The sequence below is a fragment of the Mycobacterium sp. RTGN5 genome (genome assembly GCF_033804465.1).
Lineage (GTDB): Bacteria > Actinomycetota > Actinomycetes > Mycobacteriales > Mycobacteriaceae > Mycobacterium.
On the sequence record NZ_JAPZLA010000003.1, the window covers coordinates 412,620 to 432,485 of the forward strand.

Consider the following 19,866-nt stretch of genomic DNA (forward strand, 5'->3'; position numbering starts at 1 on the left):
AGTTAGCTTGGTTGACATGCAGCCCGGCACCCTCATCCGCGACTACCTGACCCTCGGTTTGCGCTTCGACCGCATCGAGGAGGGCTACGTCGACTCCTTCACCGGCGATCCTCAACTACGCCGCGCGGTCGCCGACGAACCCGCTCCCGAGCCCGCCGAACTCGTCCGCCAGGCCGACCGGCTGCTGGCCGACCTGCCGCAGGTTCCGCGCGAAGCAGGCTTCACCGACCAGCGTGCCGACTTCATCGGCGCGCACCTTCGCGCCCTGGCGTTCTCGGCGCGCAAGTTCGCCGGCGAGCAGGTCGGTTTCGTCGACGAGGTGCGCAACTATTTCGACGTCGAAATCAGCCGCGGCGACGAGGAGCGCTACCGCGCCGCCCACGCCCGCATCGACGAGGTTCTCGGCGGCGGCGGCCCGCTGGCCGAGCGGATGGAGGCCCACCGCCGCTCCGACGAGATCCCGCCCGCGCGACTCGAGGAATGCATGCACGCGTTCTCAAGCGCACTGCGTGACACCGTCCGCGCGACGTACCCGCTGCCGGATGCCGAGACGATCGTCTACGAGGTGGTCACCGACAAACCGTGGTCGGGCTTCAACTACTACGAGGGTGACTACCGCTCGACGGTCGCGGTCAACGCCGACCTCAAGCAGCAGATGGCCAACCTGCCGCGGCTGGTGGCCCACGAGTCCTATCCCGGCCATCACACCGAGCACTGCCGCAAGGAGGCCGGGCTGGTGGCCGGCCTCGATCAGCAGGAGCAGACCATCTTCCTGGTGAACACCCCGCAGTGCCTGATGGCCGAGGGGCTGGCCGATCTGGCGCTGCACGCCGCCGTCGGTTCGGGCTGGGGCCGCTGGGCTTCCGAGATCTACGCCGATCTGGGGCTGCGCTTCGACGGCGAGCGCGCCGAAGCGCTGTCGGAGGCGACGGCGGCGCTCGCCGACGTGCGCCAGGACGCGGCGCTGATGCTGCACGACGAACACCGCGACGTCGACGACGTCGTCGCCTTCCTGCAGCGTTGGCTGCTGGTCGACGACACCCGGGCACGACAGATGCTGCGGTTCCTGTCCTCGCCGCTGTGGCGGGCCTACACCAGCACCTACGTCGAGGGGTACCGGTTGCTGCGGACGTGGCTCGACAATCGGCCCGCCGGGGTGGGGTTGACCGAGCGGTTCGGGCGGCTGCTCGACGAGCCGCTGATCCCGTCGGCCTTGCGGGTCGACACGGCCTGAATAGCGGCGGATAGGCTTGGGCCATGACCGCAGACTCGACGATTTCGACTTCGTCCGCCGCCCCGGGCGCGGACTATGCAGCCACCGCAAGCGAGGCCTACCGCGCCGCGCTTGAGGTCATCGAGTCAGTCGAGCCGCGGATCGCTGCGGCCACCCGCAAAGAGCTTGCCGATCAACGGGATTCGCTCAAGCTGATCGCCAGCGAGAACTACGCCTCACCGGCGGTGCTGCTGACCATGGGCACCTGGTTCTCGGACAAGTACGCCGAGGGCACCGTCGGGCACCGCTTCTACGCCGCGTGCCAGAACGTCGACACGGTCGAGGCGCTGGCCGCCGAGCATGCTCGCGAACTGTTCGGCGCCCCCTACGCCTACGCCCAGCCGCACTCCGGCATCGACGCCAACCTGGTCGCGTTCTGGGCCATCCTGGCCACCCGGATTGAGTCACCCGCGCTGGCCGAGGTCGGGGTCAAGCACGTCAACGACCTCTCCGAGGCCGAGTGGGAGCGGCTGCGCGCGCGGCTGGGCAGCCAGCGCCTGCTTGGCATGTCGCTGGACACCGGCGGGCACCTCACCCACGGCTTCCGGCCCAACATCTCCGGCAAGATGTTCCACCAGCGCAGCTACGGCACCCATCCCGAAACCGGGCTGATCGACTACGAGGCCGTCCGCGCCGCCGCCCGCGAGTTCAAGCCGCTGATCCTGGTGGCCGGCTATTCGGCCTATCCGCGGCGGATCAACTTCGCCACCATGCGCGAGATCGCCGATGAAGTCGGCGCCACCCTTCTGGTCGACATGGCGCATTTCGCCGGGCTGGTCGCCGGCAAGGTCTTCACCGGCGACGAGGACCCGGTGCCGCACGCCCACGTCACCACGACGACCACGCACAAGTCGCTGCGCGGACCGCGCGGCGGGCTGGTGCTGGCCACCGAGGAATACGCACCGGCGGTCGACAAGGGCTGCCCGATGGTGCTCGGCGGCCCGCTGTCCCACGTGATGGCCGCCAAGGCCGTCGCACTGGCAGAGGCGCGCCAGCCGTCGTTCCAGGCCTATGCCCAGCGGATCGCCGACAACGCCAAGGCGTTCGCCGAGGGTCTGCTCAAGCGGGGAGCTCGGTTGGTCACCGGCGGCACCGACAACCATCTCGTGCTGCTCGACGTCCAGTCCTTCGGGTTGACCGGCCGCCAGGCCGAGTCCGCGCTGCTGGACGCCGGCGTCGTCACCAACCGCAACTCGATTCCGAATGACCCCAACGGGGCCTGGTACTCCAGCGGCATCCGGTTCGGCACCCCCGCGCTGACCACGCGCGGCTTCGGTCCGGCCGAGTTCGACCGGGTCGCCGAGCTGGTGGTGGAGGTGCTGTCGAACACGCAGGCCGAAGGCACTTCGAAGGCCAAGTACAAGCTGGCCGACGGCGTCGCCGACCGGGTCCACGCCGCCGCCGCCGAGCTGCTGGAGGCCAACCCGCTGTACCCGGGCCTGATTCTCTAAGCCACGAAACGCGGTGGCCGGGTTTTCGGACATCCGTGTCTGTGAGTTACAGTTACTTCATGGCACAGAAACCTGTCGCAAATGCGCTGACCCTGGAGCTTGAGCCGATTGTCGGGGACAATCTGGCCCGCTTTCAGGAGACCGCCGACGAGTGGTACGGCCACGACTACATTCCGTTCGACAAGGGCGAGAACTTCGCGTTCCTTGGCGGCACGGACTGGGACCCCTCCCAGGTGACGCTGCCCGCCGACATCGTCGACGCCCTCGAGATCCTCCTGATTACCAAGGACAACCTCGCCGGGTATCACCGCGAGCTGGTCGAGCACTTCATCCTTGAGGACAAGTGGGGCCGCTGGATCGGCCGCTGGACCTCTGAGGAGCACCTGCACGCGATCGCGGTGCGGAACTACCTGGTCGTCACCCGCAACTTCGACCCGACGGCCGATGAGAGCGTCCGCCTGTCGCACGTGATGCGCGGCTACCGGGCCGAGCAGTTCACCCAGATCGAGACGCTGGTGTTCATGGCGTTCTACGAGCGCGCGCACGCGGTGTTCACGCGCAACCTCGAGGCCAAGATTGCGGACCCGGTACTCAAGGGTCTGGTCGGCCGGATCGCCAACGATGAAGAGCGGCACGAAGCGTTCTTTGCCAACCTCGTCGCGCACTGCCTGCAAACTCATCGCGACTCGACGATCAACTCGATCAACCGTCGAGGAGTCGGATTCGGTGTCGTCGGCGGCGACATCCTCGAGTACGGCGACAAGCTGCGGAACGTTGCGCAGGCCGGCATCTTCGACCTCGACGCCTCGCGTCAGGTGGTGTCCGATCGCATCAAGGCGTGGGGCCTTGGCGACGAGCCGGTGCTCAGGAAATTCGTTCGCTCATAGCGCGGCGGCGCGCCGATCGGCGCGTGGGCTGAGACCGGAGTAGCGTCGCTTCCGATGGCTAGCGACATGCTCTGCTGTCCGGGCGGCACCCCTCGTATCGACTACGACAGGACCGGTCCCGGTCCTGGTGCCGCAGTGTCCGCCGAGGGGTTCGCGGGGACCGCGTGAACCTGAGGAGCGCCCAGTGAACGATTCGCAGTCGCCCGTTCGGACGTATGTGCTCGACACCTCAGTTCTGTTGTCCGACCCGTGGGCGTGCACCCGGTTCGCCGAACACGAAGTGGTGGTACCGCTCGTGGTCATCAGCGAATTGGAAGCTAAACGCCACCATCACGAGTTGGGTTGGTTCGCCCGACAGGCGCTGCGGTTGTTCGACGATCTTCGTCTGAAACACGGTCGTCTCGATATGCCCATTCCTGTTGGGACACAAGGCGGAACACTGCATGTCGAACTGAATCACAGCGACCCGACGGTGCTGCCGTCCGGGTTCCGCACCGAGACCAACGACACGCGCATCCTCACCGTCGCTGCCAACCTTGCCGCCGAGGGCAAGCGAGTCACGTTGGTCAGCAAGGACATTCCGCTGCGCGTGAAGGCCGGCGCGGTGGGCCTGCTGGCCGACGAATACCACGCCCAGGACGTGATCACGTCCGGCTGGACAGGGATGACCGAGCTCGATGTCACCGGCGAGGATGTCGACTCGATCTTCGCCGGCGGCGAGATCGACATCGAGGAGGCCCGTAACCTCCCGTGCCACACCGGTGTTCGGCTGCTCGGCACCAATTCCAGTGCGCTGGGGCGGGTGAACGCGGACAAGAAGGTTCAGCTGGTTCGCGGCGATCGCGAAGTGTTCGGCCTCCGGGGAAGGTCGGCCGAACAACGCGTCGCACTCGATCTGCTGCAAGACGAGTCGATCGGCATCGTGTCGCTCGGCGGCAAGGCCGGCACCGGCAAGTCGGCGCTGGCTCTGTGCGCGGGTCTTGAGGCGGTGTTGGAGCGACGCACCCAGCGCAAGGTCGTGGTGTTCCGTCCGCTGTACGCCGTCGGCGGCCAGGATCTGGGGTACCTGCCGGGCAGCGAGAGCGACAAGATGGGCCCGTGGGCACAGGCCGTCTTCGACACCCTCGAGGGCCTGGCCTCCCCGGCGGTCCTGGAGGAAGTGCTCTCCCGCGGGATGCTCGAGGTGCTGCCGCTGACCCACATCCGCGGTCGTTCGCTGCACGACTCGTTCGTCATCGTCGATGAGGCGCAATCGCTGGAACGCAACGTGCTGCTGACCGTGCTCTCGCGGCTGGGTAGCGGGTCGCGGGTGGTGCTGACCCACGACGTCGCGCAGCGCGACAACCTTCGCGTCGGGCGCCACGACGGTGTAGCCGCGGTCATCGAGAAGCTCAAGGGTCACCCGCTGTTCGCGCACATCACCCTGATGCGCAGCGAACGTTCGCCGATCGCCGCACTGGTCACCGAGATGCTCGAGGAGATCACCCCCGACGCGCTGCCCTGATGACCGCGCGCGGACAGGGACCGGCCAGCCCCGGCCGGTAAACTCAGCCGCGTGCGGCGCCCACCCGACAGCCTGTCCTGGTCCTATCTGCGGACCGTGATCGGCGTCTGCGCGGGGGTCGCCGTCGTCGTCATCGGCGGTTTCACCGGCCATGTCAAGGTGGCCAAGGCCGATTCCGTCGACTGCTCGGTGGCCAAGTGTGTGGCGCTGACCTTCGACGACGGCCCCTCGCCCTACACCGACCGGCTGCTGGGCATCCTGAACGACGCTGACGCCAAGGCCACGTTCTTCGAGATCGGCAACAAGGTGGCGGCCAACCCGGCCGGCGCCAAGCGGGTCGTCGATGCCGGTATGGAGCTGGGCAGTCACACCTGGGAACACCCGAACATGACGGCGATCCCGATCGAGGACGTGCCTGCCCAGTTCAGCAAGGCCAACGACGCGATCAAGGCGGCCACCGGCCAGAACCCGGTGCTGTGGCGCCCGGCCGGCGGGCTGACCAACGACGCCGTCAACAAGATCGCCGCGCAGTACGGGCTGGCCGCGATCCTGTGGGACGTGATCCCGTTCGACTGGATGAACGACTCGAACACCGCCGCCACGCGCTACATGCTGATGACGCAGATCAAGCCCGGCTCGGTGGTGCTCTTCCACGATGTCTACTCGTCGACCGTCGACCTCGTCGAGCAGTTCATCCCGGTGCTCAAGGCCAACGGTTACCACCTGGTGACCGTCACGCAGATGCTCGGCCCGCGCGCGCCGGGCAGCGTCTACGGCTCGCGGGACAACGGCCCGCCGGCCAACCAGCTGCAGGACATCCCGGCCGCCGACATTCCGAGCCTGCCGGCGACGCCGTCGCCCCCGCCGATGCCGAACATTCCGATCACCGACATCCCCGGGGCCAATTCCGGCGGCTCCAACAATGGTGCTTAGAGCCGGCGCTTAGGTGCACACCGCCACCTCGTTCGTCCTGACCCTGATGGTCTTGGGCTATGCCGTGGTGTCCGGTGTGGTGAAACGCTGGTATGTCGCGCCTGCGCTGATTTTCGTCGGGCTCGGAATGATGTTCGGGCCCTTCGGTTTTAACCTGCTTGCTGCCGGTCCGGGCACCAGCGGCTACACGGTACTGGCGCAGCTGGCGCTGACCGTGATCCTGTTCAATCAGGCGGCCAAGCTGGACCCGGGCAAGGTGTTCCGGCGCGGCCATGTCACCTTCCGGCTGTTGGTGATCGGGATACCGTTGACGCTGGTTCTCGGCACGCTGACCGCCGCGGTGCTGCTGCCGGTGCTGCCGTGGTGGGAGGCGGTGTGTCTGGCCGCGATTGTGGCGCCCACCGAGATCGCGCTGATCGATGCACTGTTGGAGGACAACCGGATTCCCGATCGGGTGCGTAACGCGCTGTCGGTGGAAAGTGGCTTCTACGACGGTTTCGCGCTGGCGGTGCTGCTGGCCGCGCTGGCGCTGGCGTCGGCGCATTCCGATCAGCGTCCTCGCACCTGGACCTGGTTCGTCATGCGGACTGAGGTCGTCTCGCTGGTCATCGGTGCGGTGATCGGGCTGCTCGGCGCGGCGCTGATCGCGTGGTCGCGACGGCGGGGCTGGATGAGTGACACCTGGGCTCAGCTGGCCACGTTGGCTGTCGCGCTGATCTGCTTCGAGTTCGGCGAACGCGTGCACGCCAGCGGGTTCGTCGCCGCGTTCACCGGTGGGCTGGCGTTCGCGGTGGTGGCGCGGCGCAGCAATACCCAACTGTCGAACCAGGTTTCGGATGCCACCGCGCAACTGCTGGAGCTGTTGGTGTTCGCGATGTTCGGCGCGTTCGCGGTGATCGACTCCTGGCAGCACACCAGCTGGCGGGTCGTGTTGTTCTGCGTCGTGGCGATCTTCGGGGTGCGGATGGTCGCGGTGCTGGTGGCGTTGATCCGCACCGATCTGCCCGGCTACAGCCGGGTGTTCGTCGGCTGGTTCGGGCCGCGGGGGATCGGCACCGTTGTGCTCGGTCTACTGGTGATCGAGCGCGGTGACATCGAGCACGCCGACCTGCTTGCGCAGGCCGGCGTGATCGCGGTGACGTTGAGCCTCGTGATGCACAGTCTTACTGCACCGCTGGGGATTTCACGCTACGGGTCCAGAGCCCGGGTGGGCTCTGGCCCGGTAGCCGACTAAGCGGCGCCTGCGCCGTTGCCCCCGCCACCGCCGCCACCACCGGCGCCGCCGTTGGCGCCATTGTGGTTGTTGCCCGGGTTCGTGCCGTTACCGCCGCCGCCGGGCGTCGCGCCGCTGCTGCCGGCACCGCCGCCGCCGCCAGCGCCTCCGGTTCCGCCGTTCGCGCCGGTGCCGCCTGCACCGGTCGAGCCGCCGGTACCGCCGGTGCCGCCGGTGCCGCCCTTGCCGCCAGCTCCGGTAGAGCTCGTTCCACCCGTGCCGCCCTGACCGGCAGTGCCCGCGCTGCCTCCGTTGGCGCCCGCGCCGGTGCCACCCTGGCCGCCGGTGCCGCCCTGACCGCCTTGGCCGCCCGTGCCGCCGGTCGTGGTGCCGGTTCCGCCCTTACCACCCTTACCGCCGGGTCCGCCGGTTTCACCGGTTCCGTTCGTGCCAACGTTCCCGGCACCGGTTCCGCCTTGACCGCCTTGGCCGCCGGTGCCGCCGAGCACGCCCGCGCCGCCGTTGCCGCCGTCGGCACCGTTGCCCGCAGGCACAGCGGAATCGGTGCTGTTGACGCCGTTTCCACCGTTACCGCCGTCGCCGCCGTTTCCGGTCGCCCCGTGGCCGCCCAGGAATCCGCCGCTGCCGCCGGCCCCGGCGTCGCCACCGTCACCGCCGACGCCGGGTGGGACGACGGACGACGGGTTGCCGTAGCCGGCGCCGCCGGTACCGCCCTTGCCGCCGACGCCGCCCGAGCCACCGAAGAGTCCGCCACGTCCGCCCTGGCCGCCGCTTCCGCCCTTGCCACCAGTGACCGACGAGGCGGTGCCCGCGGTGCCGGTGATGCCCTGACCGCCGGTGCCGCCGGCGCCGAAGAAGAGTCCGCCGTTGCCGCCGTTTCCGCCGTTCAGGCCGTCACCACCACGGCCGAACAGGATGCCGGCGTTGCCGCCGTTGCACGCGGTACCCGTGCAGCCGGCCTGTGCGTTGAGTCCGTCACCGATCAGCCACCCACCCGGGCCGATGGGCCGGAAGAGGTCGAAACCGTTGACGGTGGCGGAGGCGAATGCGTTGGGCGTGAAGGCATCGCCGATCAACGACTTGTTGTTGTCGAGGAACCACAGATCCGGTGCGAGGGGCGCTGGCGCCAGTGGCGACCCGAACGATGCCAACTGCACCGCGGGTGACGCCGTCGCCGGAGCCGGCGTGCCCGAAGACAACGCGAGCGCGACGCCGATGCTCACCATCGCGGTTCCGCCGACCCCTGCGGTGATGTATCGCCGATGTTTGGACATGTGGATCCCCCTTTGGACCAATGCCGCTGCGCGATTTTGAATGTTTGCTGTCAGCGGATGGCTCAATGTAAGCGTTTGCTGAGCGGACGGTCAAGGATTTTCAGTAACCCTGGTTATGTGAAATTTGAAATCGAAAACCTCTTGAAGCACACACTCGGCCAGCGCCGAAATTGACGCTCAGACAGTAGATCTCGTCGAAGCTGAAATGTGAGCCGGCAATACTTGGGCCGGGCGCGACCTGATTCGCAATAGCGGAAGAGGTTTGCCAAATTTGGGAATAGTGACCCTCGGGGTTAGCTGACGCGGTGGGTGGCGCGCCACGGGCCCGGCAGTGCCGTAGGACACCAGATAGACCACACAGGTGTACGCGAACACGCCCTGAGGCAGGTAGGCGCCGGCGACCAGCCAGATCGGACGCCAGTGCCGGTGGAAGGCCTCTGCGATCGGCAAGCGCAATACCACCGAACGTTGTTGCACCGCAGCGAAATCCGGGCTCTCGGCATCCGGCAGCTGCGAGACGGCGCCGAAATGGCCGAACACAATGCCGCCGAGCGGTCGGGCGACGAGCCCGACGCCGAAGGTGGCGAACGACAGCAGGACGCCGGGGACGCGCTGGCAAGCGCGGCCCGGCGCGGCGTCATCGCCGGCTAGTTGAGCTAGTCGCCGTCTTTGACCTTCGCCATCGCCAGCACATCAAGGCGCTTGTCGAGTTCTTCTTCGGAGAGCTTGTCGCCGATCAGCCCACGGTCGATGACCGTCTGCCGGATCGTCTTCTTCTCCTTGAGGGCCTGCTTGGCGACCTTCGCGGCCTCCTCGTAGCCGATCGCCGAGTTCAGCGGCGTGACGATCGACGGGGACGACTCGGCCAGCTCGCGCAGGTGCTCCTCGTTGGCGATCAGGCCGTCAATGCACTTGGCGGCGAACAACTTCGAGACGTTGGACAGCAGCGTGAACGACTCCAGCAGGTTGCGCGCCATGACCGGGATGTACACGTTCAGCTCGAACGCACCCGACAACCCGCCCACGGTGATCGCTGCATCGTTGCCGATGACCTGGGCGGCCACCTGGGTGACGGCCTCGGGGAGAACGGGGTTGACCTTGCCCGGCATGATCGAGCTGCCCGGCTGCAGGTCGGGCAGCTGAAGCTCACCCAGGCCGGTCAGCGGGCCGGAGCCCATCCACCGGACGTCGTTGGCGATCTTGGTCAGCGAGGCCGCGATGGTCTTCAGTGCGCCGGAGGCCTCGACGAGTCCGTCGCGGGCGGCCTGCGCCTCGAAAGAGTCCTTCGCCGTGCGCAATTCGGCCAGGCCGGTCTGCGCGACGAGCACGTCGACGACCTTGGCGCCGAAGCCGTCGGGGGCGTTGAGGCCGGTGCCGACCGCGGTGCCGCCGATCGCCAGTTCGCCGAGGCGGGGGAGGGTGGCTTTCACGCGTTCGATGCCGGCTTCGACCTGGCGGGCGTAGCCGCCGAACTCCTGGCCGAGGGTGACCGGGACGGCATCCATCAGGTGGGTGCGTCCGCTCTTGACGACCGTGCGCCACTGCCGAGCCTTGTTGGCCAGCGACTCGTGCAGCACCTCAAGGGCCGGAATCAGGTGGCGCACTGCGGCTTCCGTCGCCGCGATGTGCGTGGCGGTGGGGAAGGTGTCGTTCGACGACTGCGACATGTTGACGTCGTCATTGGGGTGCACGGTCACGCCGTTGGCCTCACAGATCGAGGCGATCACTTCGTTGGCGTTCATGTTGGAGCTGGTGCCCGAACCGGTCTGGAACACGTCGATGGGGAACTGGTCGTCGTGCAGCCCGTCGGCGATCTCGCCCGCGGCGGAGATGATGGCATCGGCCTTGTCCGCGGAGAGCTTGCCGAGGTCCTTGTTCACCTGCGCGCAGGCCGCTTTCAGCAAGCCGAGCGCGCGGATCTGGGTGCGCTCGAGCCCGCGGAACGAGATCGGAAAGTTCTCGACGGCACGCTGGGTCTGGGCTCGCCACAGGGCATTGATCGGAACCCGGACCTCGCCCATGGTGTCGTGTTCAATGCGGTATTCGCCCTCGACCACACTGTCGGTGCTCATGTGCTCCCTTTTTGCTTTCGTCGGTTACGGAAGTGGATATGCGGCGGTGTTGTCCCCGGTGAAATCCACCGCGGAGTATTCGTTGAGCTTGGAAAGACGGTGGTAGGCGTCGATCATCCGGACGGTGCCGGACTTCGAGCGCATGACGATCGACTGCGTGGTGCAGCCGCCGCCGAAGTAGCGGACGCCTTTGAGCAGGTCGCCGTCGGTGACGCCGGTGGCGCAGAAGAAGACGTTGTCACCGCCGACCAGATCCTCGGTGGTCAGCACCCGGTCCAGGTCGTGGCCGCGGTCGATGGCCTTCTGGCGCTCGGCGTCGTCGGTGGGTGCCAACTGCGCCTGGATCGCTCCGCCCATGCAGCGGATGGCGGCGGCAGTGATGATGCCCTCGGGGGTGCCGCCGATGCCGGCCAGTAAGTCGGTGCCGGACTCGGGCCGGCAGGCCGAGATGGCGCCGGCGACGTCGCCGTCGGAGATCAGCCGGATCCGGGCGCCGGCCTCGCGAACTTCCTCCATGAGCTTGGCGTGCCGCGGCCGGTCCAGGATGCAGACGGTGATGTCGGAGACCGAGGACTTGCGGACCTTGGCCATGCGCTGGATGTTGGCCGCGATCGGTGAGGTGATGTCGATGAAGTCGGCGACGTCGGGTCCGCCGGCGATCTTGTTCATGTAGAACACCGCCGACGGATCGAACATCGCGCCGCGCTCGGCCACCGCGAGCACCGAGATGGCGTTGGGCATGCCCTTGCTCATCAGGGTGGTGCCATCCACCGGGTCGACGGCGAAGTCGCAGTCCGGCCCGTCGCCGTTGCCGACCTCTTCGCCGTTGTAGAGCATCGGGGCGTTGTCCTTCTCGCCCTCGCCGATGACCACGACACCGCGCATCGACACCGAGTTGACCAGCTGGCGCATGGCGTCGACAGCCGCGCCGTCGCCGCCCTCCTTATCGCCCCGGCCGACCCAGCGGCCGGCGGCCATGGCGCCTGCCTCGGTGACCCGCACCAATTCGAGGGCGAGGTTGCGATCGGGCGGCTCACGGCGGCGGGCTTCAGGCATGGCTGAGATTGTCCCAGAAGCCAGCGAGCCGTCTAGACCTGGGATACTGGCTGGCGTGAGTACCCCGTCGGAGACCGGCATACCACCGAAGGAGCCCAAGCCCAGGCTGCTCCAGGATGGTCGCGACATGTTCTGGTCGCTGGCCCCATTGATCCTGGCCTGCATCGTTTTGGCCGGGCTGGTGGGGATGTGCTCGGTGCGTCCTGGCGGCCCGCGGGACGGTGCGCCGCCGCCATATGACGCCACCGCATCGTTGAAGGCGGACGCGGAAGCGCTGGGCATCCCGATCCGGATACCGCAGCTGCCCACCGGCTGGGTGGCCAACTCCGGCAGCCGCGGCGCGATCGACGGCGGCCGCACCGACCCGAACGGGCAGCGGCAGCGCGCCGTCACCTCGACTATCGGCTACCTGGCCGTATCCAAGATGTATGTGAGTCTCACCCAGAGCAATGCCGACGAGCAGGCGCTGGTCGGCTCGATCCACCGGTCGATGTATCCCACCGGCGCCCAGGACGTCGACGGGGTGAAGTGGATCGTCTACGAGGGTGGCGACGGCACCGAGCCGGTGTGGACCACCCGCCTGGACAGCTCGGCCGGACCCGCCCAGGTGGCGATCACCGGTGCTGGCAGCAGCTCCGACTTCCGTACGCTTGCCGTTGGCACGCAGACTCAGAAGCCTCTGCCGCCCGGCCGATAGGAGACGTCAATGCCAGGACCCGAAGCCGACCTCACCGGATGGATCTGCGAGTCGTTCAGCGCGGCCGGTTTCACCCATGATGTCTACCGCAAGGGCGAGGGACCTGGCGTGGTGTTGATCCCGGAGATGCCCGGTGTGCACCCCGGCGTGCTGGGGCTGGGAAATCACTTGGTGGACAACGGTTTTACCGTGGTGATTCCATCGCTGTATGGCACGCCGGGCGCGGCCGCGCAGCGGCCGGGGATGGTGGTGGACCTGGCGCGCGGGTGTGTGGCCAAGGAGTTCGCGGCGTTCGCGACCAACAAGGAGCGGCCGGTGTCGCACTACCTGCGAGCGCTGGCGCGTGACCTCAAAGAGAAGACCGGCGGCAAGGGTGTCGGAGTGATCGGGCAGTGCTTCTCCGGTGGTTTCGCCCTCGCGGCCGCCGTCGACGACAGCGTGCTGGCCCCGGTGCTGAGCCAGCCGTCGGTGCCGATCGGCCTGACCGGCAAGCAGAAGCGGGATCCCGGGCTGTCCGAGGGGGAGCTGAAGGTTATCGAGAAGCGGGTCGCCGAGGACGGGTTGTGCGCGCTGGCCTTGCGGTTCAGTGGCGATCCGATGGCACCGGCTGAGCGGTTCAAGACGCTCAAGGATCGGCTCGGGGATGCGTTCGAGGTCATCGAGCTGGATTCGTCGAAGGGGAACGCCGACGGGTTCGGCCGGCTGGCGCATTCGGTGCTGACGCTCGAGGTGCGTGAGGTCGAGAACCAGCCGGCCTACGAGGCGCGCAAGCGGGTTGTTCAGTTCCTCAAGGAACGGCTGACGTAGCGGGCTACTGCGCCAGCAGGGCTTGCACCGCCGCCGGATTCTTGTAGAACACGTCGAGCTCCAGGATCAAGCCGTCGCGGATGGTGAACACCTCAGACATGCTCATCTCGGCACTTTCGCCGGACGCCCGCCCCGTGAACCTCAGGCGATAGTGCAGCACGACCGTGTGGCCGTCGGCGATGAAATGCATCTCCGAGGTCGGCAAGACTTCAAGTGCCCCGGACATCTTGGTAACGAGCTCGAGAAAGCCTGCTGAGCCACGGTAATCGCCGCTGTAGGGGACGTCGCCGGCCGCGTGAGCGACAAACTCGTCGTGCAGCAGGCGCTGTGCGTCGTCGAACCTCTGACCGCCGAACGCCTCGACGAATTTCATGACGAGCGCGCGGGAAGCCTCGGTCTGGGTTGTCATAGTGCCCAGTTTGTACAGACGTCGGGCTATTCGCGCTCGATTGCCCGTAACCCTTCGGTAGGCGTCCACCATTCGACGACGAGCAGCGTGGCGGCGTCGTTGAGGTGGGTGAGCACGACTTCGGTGATGTCGGCGTGGAAGAGGTCGCCGTCGGGACCGTCGGAACGGATAGCCCGCCCGGCGATCTTCGCTTCACCGGGCCATTGCGCTTCTTCACCCTCGACCGGGTCGACCGTGGCGCTGTGCAGAGCGAACCGGGGATCGCGGAGTAGGTCGGCGCCCTTGCGGGCGTTGGGCATCGAGCCGAAGGTGAGCTCGCCGTCCTCGAACGTCGTCTCGATGCCGGAGATGCGGGGCGAGCCGTCGGCGCGCAGGGTGGCGACGGTCTTGTGCTTGTGCGCGTTGAACAGGGCGTGCACCCGTCGGGCGAATTCGGGCACGGCCGCTTCGATTTCCCGCCACGTCGTCATGTACTCAGCACCCCTGTCATCGCTCGCGCACCGGCAGTTTAGTTCGCGAGGGTCGTTGCGACGATTCTTGTCGGCAGCGCCAAGTAGTAGCGCCCGCAACCGCGCTGGGCGAAGGGTCTGGCAGGGCGCGTTGTTCGGCCCCAGGCCACCAGCAAACGACCCCGATCCACCGCCCTTTTAGGCACTGTGGGAAAGGGGTGTCAATTTGGTCGCCCCCAGTTATTATCCGTGCGTGACCACGACTCCTGTTGAGCCGGCGACCCCGGCTCCCGCCGCCAAGCGCGGTAAGCCTGTCGCCATCCTCGTCGTGCTGGTGGTGGTGCTTGCCTACATTGTCACGTTGTTCGGCTACTGGTGGCTTTCCGGATCTGCCAAGGAGCTGGAGGCATCGGGCGAAGGCAACGGATCAGAGACCACGGTTCTGATCACACTGCAGGCGCTGCGGACCGTCGACTACAAGGCCGACGCCAAAGTGCTTGTCATCCCCGCTGATTCGCTGGTCGATGACAAACTGGACACTTTGAAAGAAGACATTGCGGTGCGGTTGCACCCGTGGAACTCGCTGGGAGACTTGAAGTTTCCGGCAGGTGCGGCACCGGCAGAGGTGACCACGACCATCGACGTCGATGGAGATGTGAACACCTGGCCGTTCGATCACTACCAGACCGCGGGCATCAGCGCCGACCTGTTGGTCGGCGAGGGTGAGGACCGCAAGATCATTCCGGCCAAGGTCGAGATCGCGGGCGCCCTGCAGGGCTGGGACCTGTCCAGCGAGCAGGTTGCGCCGGCGCCGGCGGCCAAGGGTGACGGCGACGCCACTCAGGTCACCTTCAGCCGCGCGCTCGGGCCGCTGGCATTCGACCTCGGCATCGTTATCGTTCTGCTCACGCTGCCGACCATTGCGATCTTCACCTCGGTGTTGGTGATCACCAGGCGCAAGCAGTTCCAGATGCCGTTCGCAACGTGGTACGCGGCAATGCTGTTCGCGATCGTGCCGCTGCGCAATATCCTGCCCGGTGCACCGCCGCCGGGCGCGTGGATCGACATGGCCCTCGTGTTGTGGGTCATCGTCGCCCTGGTCGCCGCGATGGTGATGGTCGTCATCTCCTGGTTCAAACAGGTCGACTAAGCCGCAACCGTATCGATCAGTTTTCCTGAGCGATGCTGTGCGAGCGCGTGCAAAATCTCTTCACACCTCAGATGATCGTCAATGACGTCTCACGCTGTGTCGGGGAGATTCCTTGCAAGTCAGGATGACTAATGCGCTATGTAGCTGACAAAAATCGTTACAACGTGCTCGAATACGCGCGCAGCGGAAGAAGCGGTCTCATGCTGCCCCGCATATCGCTGGGACTGTGGAACAACTTCGGCGACGATCGACCCATCGAAGTCCAGCGCGCCATCGTGCGCCGCGCCTTCGATCTAGGCGTGATCCACTTCGATGCGGCCAACAATTACGGTCCCCCGGCCGGATCGGCCGAGAGCAATTTCGGGCGCATTCTCGAACAGGACTTGCGACCCCACCGTGACGAGATCATCATCTCGACCAAGGCTGGCTACGACATGTCCGAGGGGCCTTACGGGGAGTGGGGTTCGCGAAAGACGATGCTCTCCTCACTCGACCAATCCCTGTCGCGCCTGAACGTCGACTACGTCGATATCTTCTATTCACACCGACCTGATCCCAACACACCCATCGAAGAGACTATGGGGGCCTTGGCCCACGCTGTACGGCAGGGGAAAGTTCTCTATGTTGGCATCTCGAACTACGACCCGGACGAAACACGTTCCGCCGCTGCCGCTCTCAAGGCAGAGGGTGTACCCCTGACGATCCACCAGCCCTGCTACAACATGTTCGAGCGCGCCCCAGAGCAGGGCCTGTGGGAGGCAATCACCGAGATCGGTGCTGGCAGCATCGTGTACTCCCCGTTAGCCCAGGGCCTGCTGACTTCGCGCTACCTCAACGGAGTTCCGGCCGGCTCGCGAGCCAGTGTGGGCCGCTGGATGACTGAGGCCAACATCTCCGAGGTCTATCTGGAGCGAGCCCGTGGTCTCAACTCCATAGCGCAACAACGCGGCCAATCGCTTGCGCAGCTGGCGATTGCCTGGGTACTTCGTCAGCCCGCGGTGACCAGTGCGCTGGTCGGCGCGTCTAGTGCGGCACAACTCGAAGACAGTCTGCAAGCGTTGAACAGACTCGACATCACCGACGACGAGCTGGCACAAATCGAGGTTTTCGCGGTGGCCGGCACCGGTGAACTCTGAGAGTGTGTAAGCCCTTCTAGCCCTCGGCCGGCTCGCCGTCCGCGGCGGCCGCAGTTGCCTCAGTCTCGGCCCGAAGGCGCCGTCGGAATGTCCGGCGGCGCTTTTCTGGTGGTTCGTGCGACGTCATCTCCACGCCCTTGTACACCGACAGGTACACCGAGATCGTGGTGACGATGATGATCATCAGCACCGGGCCCAGCACGATGCCCCAGAAGCCGAACATCGCGATTCCCGAGAACACCGCCAGCAGCATCAGCGCCGGGTCCAGCCGTGCCTCGCGCGGCACCAGGATGGGCCGCAGGAAGTTGTCGATGTTCGTGACGCCGATGAGGTGGAACAGCACCACGAACAACCCGCCGCCGATGTTGCCGAAGAACATCATCCCGATGCCGAACGGGATGGTGATGATGCCGCTGCCCAGCGGGATGACCGACAGCGCGGTCAGGAAGATCGCGAAGATGAAGAACCCTTGGTGGAAGCCGCCGATGTAGATCGACGCCGCGCCCATCAGGCCCTGAACCAACGCGATGATGAACTGGCCCTTGACCGTTCCCTTCACCATCGCGCCCATCTTGGCCAGGTAGAGGTCGGTGACTTCCTCGCCGAGCGGGTTGAGCCGGCGGATCAGCAGAAGCAGCTGCTCGGAGTTGGTCAGCAGCGAGATCAGCACGTACAAGAAAATGATCGCCGACGTGATCACGCCGATCGCCCCGCCAGCCGCGCCTTGCAGCGCGTGCAACAGCCAGCGGCCGACACCCTGAGAGACGCTGACCAGATTGCCCCGCACCGACTCGGTGGTGACAGAGACATGCCCGAACGGCAGCTTCGCCAGCGCCCGGTTGACGTACGTCAGCGCTTGATCGCCGACCGTGGACATGTCCGCGTGTTGCACCCAGTCCGCCACGTGCACCAGCATGTGCGAAATCTGAAGCACCGCAAGCGTTAACAGTGCACCGACGGGGATGATGACGGTGGCCAGCGCAGCCAGCACCGTCAGCGTCGCCGACAGCCCGGTTCCGAGCCGGCGGCGGCAGCGGTTGTACAGCGGGGTGAACAGGTAGGCGACGATCGCCGCGATCACCACCAGGATGAAGTAGTGCCGCAGGAAATACGCCCCCAACACCAGGGCGAGCAGGGTGATGATCGCCAGCGCGCGCTTCTGGGTCAGGGTGAATTCGGTGTTCACCGAACTACTGATTCATCAGCCGGGTCAGGTGTTCCTGAATGTTGGGGTAGCGCTTCAGGTGTGCGCCGCCGTTGAGGTCGAGGATCTCCCCGGTGAGCCACGATGACTGCGGTGAGCACAGGAAGGCGACCGCGTCGGCGATGTCCTGAGGGGTTCCCGCCCGGCCGAGCGCGGTGTTCTCGACGTACTCGTCGACGACACCGGGGACCACGGCCGCGCCCTCGGTCAGCGGGGTGTGCACGAAGCCAGGCGCGACGGCGTTGACCCGGATGCCGCGCGGCCCCAACTCGAGCGCCGCCACCTGCGTCAGCATCGACAGCCCGGCCTTGGCCGCGCAGTAGGCGCTCATCCCGACCGCGGGCTGGCGAGCGTTGAGCGACGTCAGCGAGACCAGGGCGCCGCCCTCGCCGAGATGTCGCCCGGCATGCTTGATCACCAGGAACGCCCCGTTGAGGCACACGTCCACCACCGAACGGAACTGCTCGGCATCCAGTTCGGTGATAACCCCGAACCCGCTGAACCCGGCGCAGTTCACCACCACGTGCAGCCCGCCCTCGCGCGCCACCACATCGTCGAAAAGCTGTGCCACTGTGGCCTCGTCGGTGACCTCCACCGCCGCCCAGGTGTGCGGCGCCCCCAGCGTCGCGGCCCGTTCCTGCGCCAGCTCGGTGTTGCGGTCCGCGATCGTCACGCGTGCGCCCTGCGCGGCCAGCGTCTGAGCCGTCGCCCAGCCGATCCCGGAGGCACCCCCGATGATGACCGCGACCCGTTCAGTCATGACACCCTCCCGTCGTTCTCCGGGGCACCCCATTTGTTCCGAACGGCTTCCCACGGGTTGCCGTAGCCGGCGGGCTTGCCGTAGTACGGCGACTGGCGCTTGAGGTACTCGCGGGCCAGCGGTGCGATCACCCGGAACGCGTAGCGCTTCCAGCCGACCTTTTCCGCGGTCTCGGTCAGCATCTCCGGCCACGAGTAGTGCTGGTGCTTGAGCACCTGCTGCGCGGTTGCCGAGTCCATCCAGTCGGTGGCGAACCAGCCGCCGTCGTCGTTCGGGTCGCCCTTGCGCCCCGGCGGCAGCGCCCCGACGAGGCCCATCGCCGCGGAAGTGGACTGCCCGATGTCGCCCTGCTGTAGCCGGTGGCTGTTGTCGCCACCGATGAGCAGCGTCTGGCCCAGCGCGTCGGCGGTGGTGGCCGCCGCGAACGCGAACGCCACATCGCGCACGTCGACGGTCTGCAGCCGCCCGTCGGTGGGCAGCACGCCCTCGAAGAAGATCAGGTTGGGATCCATGCCCAGGTTGGGTTCGGTGGTGAGCACCCCACCCAGCCGCAGGATCACCCAGTCCAGGCTCGACCCCCGCACGATCGCCTCGGCCTCGACCTTGTGCTTGCCGTAATTGTCGTACGGATTCACCGGCGTCTCTGCGGTGAGCACGTCGGTGACGCGGTACGGATTGCGCGGCCCGTACACCGCGATGCTCGACGCCTGCACTAGCCGCGGCGGTTTGGCATGGGCCTCAGCGGCTTTCACCAGGTTTGCGGTCGCGCCGACGTTGACCTTGTAGGCCAGCGCAGGCTTGGCGTAACACAGCGGAGGGATCACCGCGGCCAGGTGGATGACCACGGCGGGGGAGACCTCAGCCAACAGTGCCTCGACCTCGGCCGGGTCGGTGAGATCGGCCCAGCGCACATTCACACCGGAGGGCAGTTCGGCGACGGCCTTCTGGGTCGCCGGGGTGTCGAGGTCGGTGGCCACCACATGACGGCCATCGGCCGCCAACTGCTTGACCGTCGCGCTTCCCACCAACCCGAACGCACCGGTTACCAGCACAGCGTCGGACATCGAGCTCCCTTCTCCGGTTAGAACGCGTTCTAGTCAAGCATGGGAGTCACCCGCCGCCACAGGTCATTGAACGCGACGCTGTCGTAGAACGCCGTCGCTTTGACGATGCGATCGCCGTTGAACTGCATGAACCACGCGTAGGTGTTGCGGTACGGCTGACCATCAAGGGCCAAGCCCTCGGCGTCGAATAGGGCGATAACTGTGTCGTCGTCGCTGTACAACGCGCGGATGACCGGAATCAGTGGGGTGGACATCCGGGCTGCGAGCGGGACAATGACCCGAGTCATGAGCTCTGCCGGGCTGGAGTAGATGCCGGCCGCGTCGGAGTTACCTGTTATCTCCCAGGTGGCGTCGTCCGCTAGCAAGGGAAACGGCGAGCCAGTTCCGCTGCCCCAAGCTTCGATCCCGACACGAACGGCGGTGAGATTGCGTTGGCGCTGTTCAACGTCGAATTCCGAATCATGATCCGTCATGCCACATTCGACCACGCCGTGCGTCCCGTTGAG

At 66.6% G+C, this 19,866-nt stretch carries 19 protein-coding genes and 1 pseudogene; 10 read left to right on the forward strand and 10 right to left on the reverse strand.

Annotated elements, in window-relative coordinates; all coding sequences use genetic code 11:
• Nucleotides 1-16 precede the first annotated feature (16 nt).
• The 6 genes from SLQ31_RS18950 to SLQ31_RS18975 all read left to right on the forward strand — a co-directional run bounded on the left by SLQ31_RS18950 (nt 17) and on the right by SLQ31_RS18975 (nt 7,282).
• Nucleotides 17-1,234 carry a DUF885 domain-containing protein gene (locus tag SLQ31_RS18950; RefSeq protein ID WP_319435543.1) on the forward strand — a complete coding sequence of 406 codons (1,218 nt, stop codon included), beginning with the start codon at nt 17-19 and terminating at the stop codon, nt 1,232-1,234.
• Between the two features lie 23 nt (nt 1,235-1,257).
• Nucleotides 1,258-2,724: a glycine hydroxymethyltransferase gene (locus tag SLQ31_RS18955; protein ID WP_319435544.1), complete on the forward strand. Its 1,467-nt coding sequence runs from the start codon at nt 1,258-1,260 to the stop codon at nt 2,722-2,724.
• A 59-nt stretch (nt 2,725-2,783) separates the two neighbouring features.
• A complete protein-coding gene (locus SLQ31_RS18960) occupies nt 2,784-3,611 on the forward strand; it encodes an acyl-ACP desaturase (RefSeq protein ID WP_319435545.1) in 828 nt (275 codons plus the stop codon).
• A gap of 184 nt (nt 3,612-3,795) precedes the next feature.
• Nucleotides 3,796-5,115 (forward strand): PhoH family protein, encoded by a 1,320-nt coding sequence (locus tag SLQ31_RS18965; protein WP_319435546.1) that lies wholly within the window; start codon nt 3,796-3,798, stop codon nt 5,113-5,115.
• Between the two features lie 51 nt (nt 5,116-5,166).
• A complete protein-coding gene (locus tag SLQ31_RS18970; RefSeq protein ID WP_319435547.1) occupies nt 5,167-6,048 on the forward strand; it encodes a polysaccharide deacetylase family protein in 882 nt (293 codons plus the stop codon).
• 13 nt (nt 6,049-6,061) lie between these two features.
• Complete coding sequence (locus SLQ31_RS18975) at nt 6,062-7,282, forward strand: cation:proton antiporter (protein ID WP_319435548.1); 1,221 nt, start codon at nt 6,062-6,064, stop codon at nt 7,280-7,282.
• Here SLQ31_RS18975 and SLQ31_RS18980 read toward each other — a convergent pair.
• From SLQ31_RS18980 to glpX, 4 genes and pseudogenes are all read right to left on the reverse strand, one after another.
• The gene (locus SLQ31_RS18980) at nt 7,279-8,556 is read right to left on the reverse strand and encodes a hypothetical protein (RefSeq protein WP_319435549.1); all 1,278 of its coding nucleotides are present in this window, start codon (nt 8,554-8,556) and stop codon (nt 7,279-7,281) included. The two genes, SLQ31_RS18975 and SLQ31_RS18980, sit on opposite strands and share 4 nt — an antisense overlap.
• Before the next feature lie 330 nt (nt 8,557-8,886).
• Nucleotides 8,887-9,159 (reverse strand): annotated as a pseudogene (locus SLQ31_RS18985) (hypothetical protein); the annotation flags it as partial.
• 53 nt (nt 9,160-9,212) lie between these two features.
• Nucleotides 9,213-10,628 carry a class II fumarate hydratase gene (locus SLQ31_RS18990; RefSeq protein ID WP_319435550.1) on the reverse strand — a complete coding sequence of 472 codons (1,416 nt, stop codon included), beginning with the start codon at nt 10,626-10,628 and terminating at the stop codon, nt 9,213-9,215.
• A gap of 24 nt (nt 10,629-10,652) precedes the next feature.
• Nucleotides 10,653-11,684, reverse strand: a complete 1,032-nt coding sequence (glpX, locus tag SLQ31_RS18995) for a class II fructose-bisphosphatase (protein ID WP_319435551.1) — start codon at nt 11,682-11,684, stop codon at nt 10,653-10,655.
• Here glpX and SLQ31_RS19000 point away from each other — a divergent pair.
• Both SLQ31_RS19000 and SLQ31_RS19005 read left to right on the forward strand, forming a co-directional pair.
• Complete coding sequence (locus SLQ31_RS19000; protein ID WP_413642473.1) at nt 11,683-12,381, forward strand: DUF4245 domain-containing protein; 699 nt, start codon at nt 11,683-11,685, stop codon at nt 12,379-12,381. The genes glpX and SLQ31_RS19000 overlap by 2 nt on opposite strands.
• A gap of 9 nt (nt 12,382-12,390) precedes the next feature.
• The gene (locus SLQ31_RS19005) at nt 12,391-13,188 is read left to right on the forward strand and encodes a dienelactone hydrolase family protein (protein WP_319435553.1); all 798 of its coding nucleotides are present in this window, start codon (nt 12,391-12,393) and stop codon (nt 13,186-13,188) included.
• A gap of 4 nt (nt 13,189-13,192) precedes the next feature.
• On the opposite strand, the gene SLQ31_RS19010 is transcribed toward SLQ31_RS19005, so the two are convergent.
• Entirely contained in the window at nt 13,193-13,597 is a 405-nt protein-coding gene (locus tag SLQ31_RS19010) for a nuclear transport factor 2 family protein (RefSeq protein WP_319435554.1), read from the reverse strand.
• Nucleotides 13,598-13,623: 26 nt separating this feature from the next.
• Nucleotides 13,624-14,067, reverse strand: coding sequence for a pyridoxamine 5'-phosphate oxidase family protein (locus SLQ31_RS19015; protein ID WP_319435555.1), 444 nt, complete (start codon nt 14,065-14,067; stop codon nt 13,624-13,626).
• A gap of 232 nt (nt 14,068-14,299) precedes the next feature.
• Here SLQ31_RS19015 and SLQ31_RS19020 point away from each other — a divergent pair, with 232 nt between their 5' ends.
• Together SLQ31_RS19020 and SLQ31_RS19025 are read left to right on the forward strand one after the other, a co-directional pair.
• Nucleotides 14,300-15,196 carry a DUF4436 domain-containing protein gene (locus SLQ31_RS19020; protein WP_319435556.1) on the forward strand — a complete coding sequence of 299 codons (897 nt, stop codon included), beginning with the start codon at nt 14,300-14,302 and terminating at the stop codon, nt 15,194-15,196.
• Nucleotides 15,197-15,327: 131 nt separating this feature from the next.
• Nucleotides 15,328-16,332: an aldo/keto reductase gene (locus SLQ31_RS19025; RefSeq protein ID WP_319435557.1), complete on the forward strand. Its 1,005-nt coding sequence runs from the start codon at nt 15,328-15,330 to the stop codon at nt 16,330-16,332.
• A 16-nt stretch (nt 16,333-16,348) separates the two neighbouring features.
• On the opposite strand, the gene SLQ31_RS19030 is transcribed toward SLQ31_RS19025, so the two are convergent.
• Genes SLQ31_RS19030 through SLQ31_RS19045 form a run of 4 tightly spaced genes read right to left on the reverse strand, consistent with a single transcriptional unit; the run spans nt 16,349 to nt 19,833 of the window.
• Entirely contained in the window at nt 16,349-17,518 is a 1,170-nt protein-coding gene (locus tag SLQ31_RS19030; RefSeq protein ID WP_319435558.1) for an AI-2E family transporter, read from the reverse strand.
• Nucleotides 17,519-17,522: 4 nt separating this feature from the next.
• Nucleotides 17,523-18,296, reverse strand: a complete 774-nt coding sequence (locus SLQ31_RS19035; protein WP_319435559.1) for an SDR family NAD(P)-dependent oxidoreductase — start codon at nt 18,294-18,296, stop codon at nt 17,523-17,525.
• On the reverse strand, nt 18,293-19,360 hold the full coding sequence (locus SLQ31_RS19040; protein WP_319435560.1) for an NAD(P)-dependent oxidoreductase: 1,068 nt from the start codon (nt 19,358-19,360) through the stop codon (nt 18,293-18,295). Before SLQ31_RS19040 ends, SLQ31_RS19035 begins: the two co-directional genes overlap by 4 nt.
• Nucleotides 19,361-19,389: 29 nt before the next feature.
• Entirely contained in the window at nt 19,390-19,833 is a 444-nt protein-coding gene (locus SLQ31_RS19045; RefSeq protein WP_319435561.1) for a nuclear transport factor 2 family protein, read from the reverse strand.
• Nucleotides 19,834-19,866 lie beyond the last annotated feature (33 nt).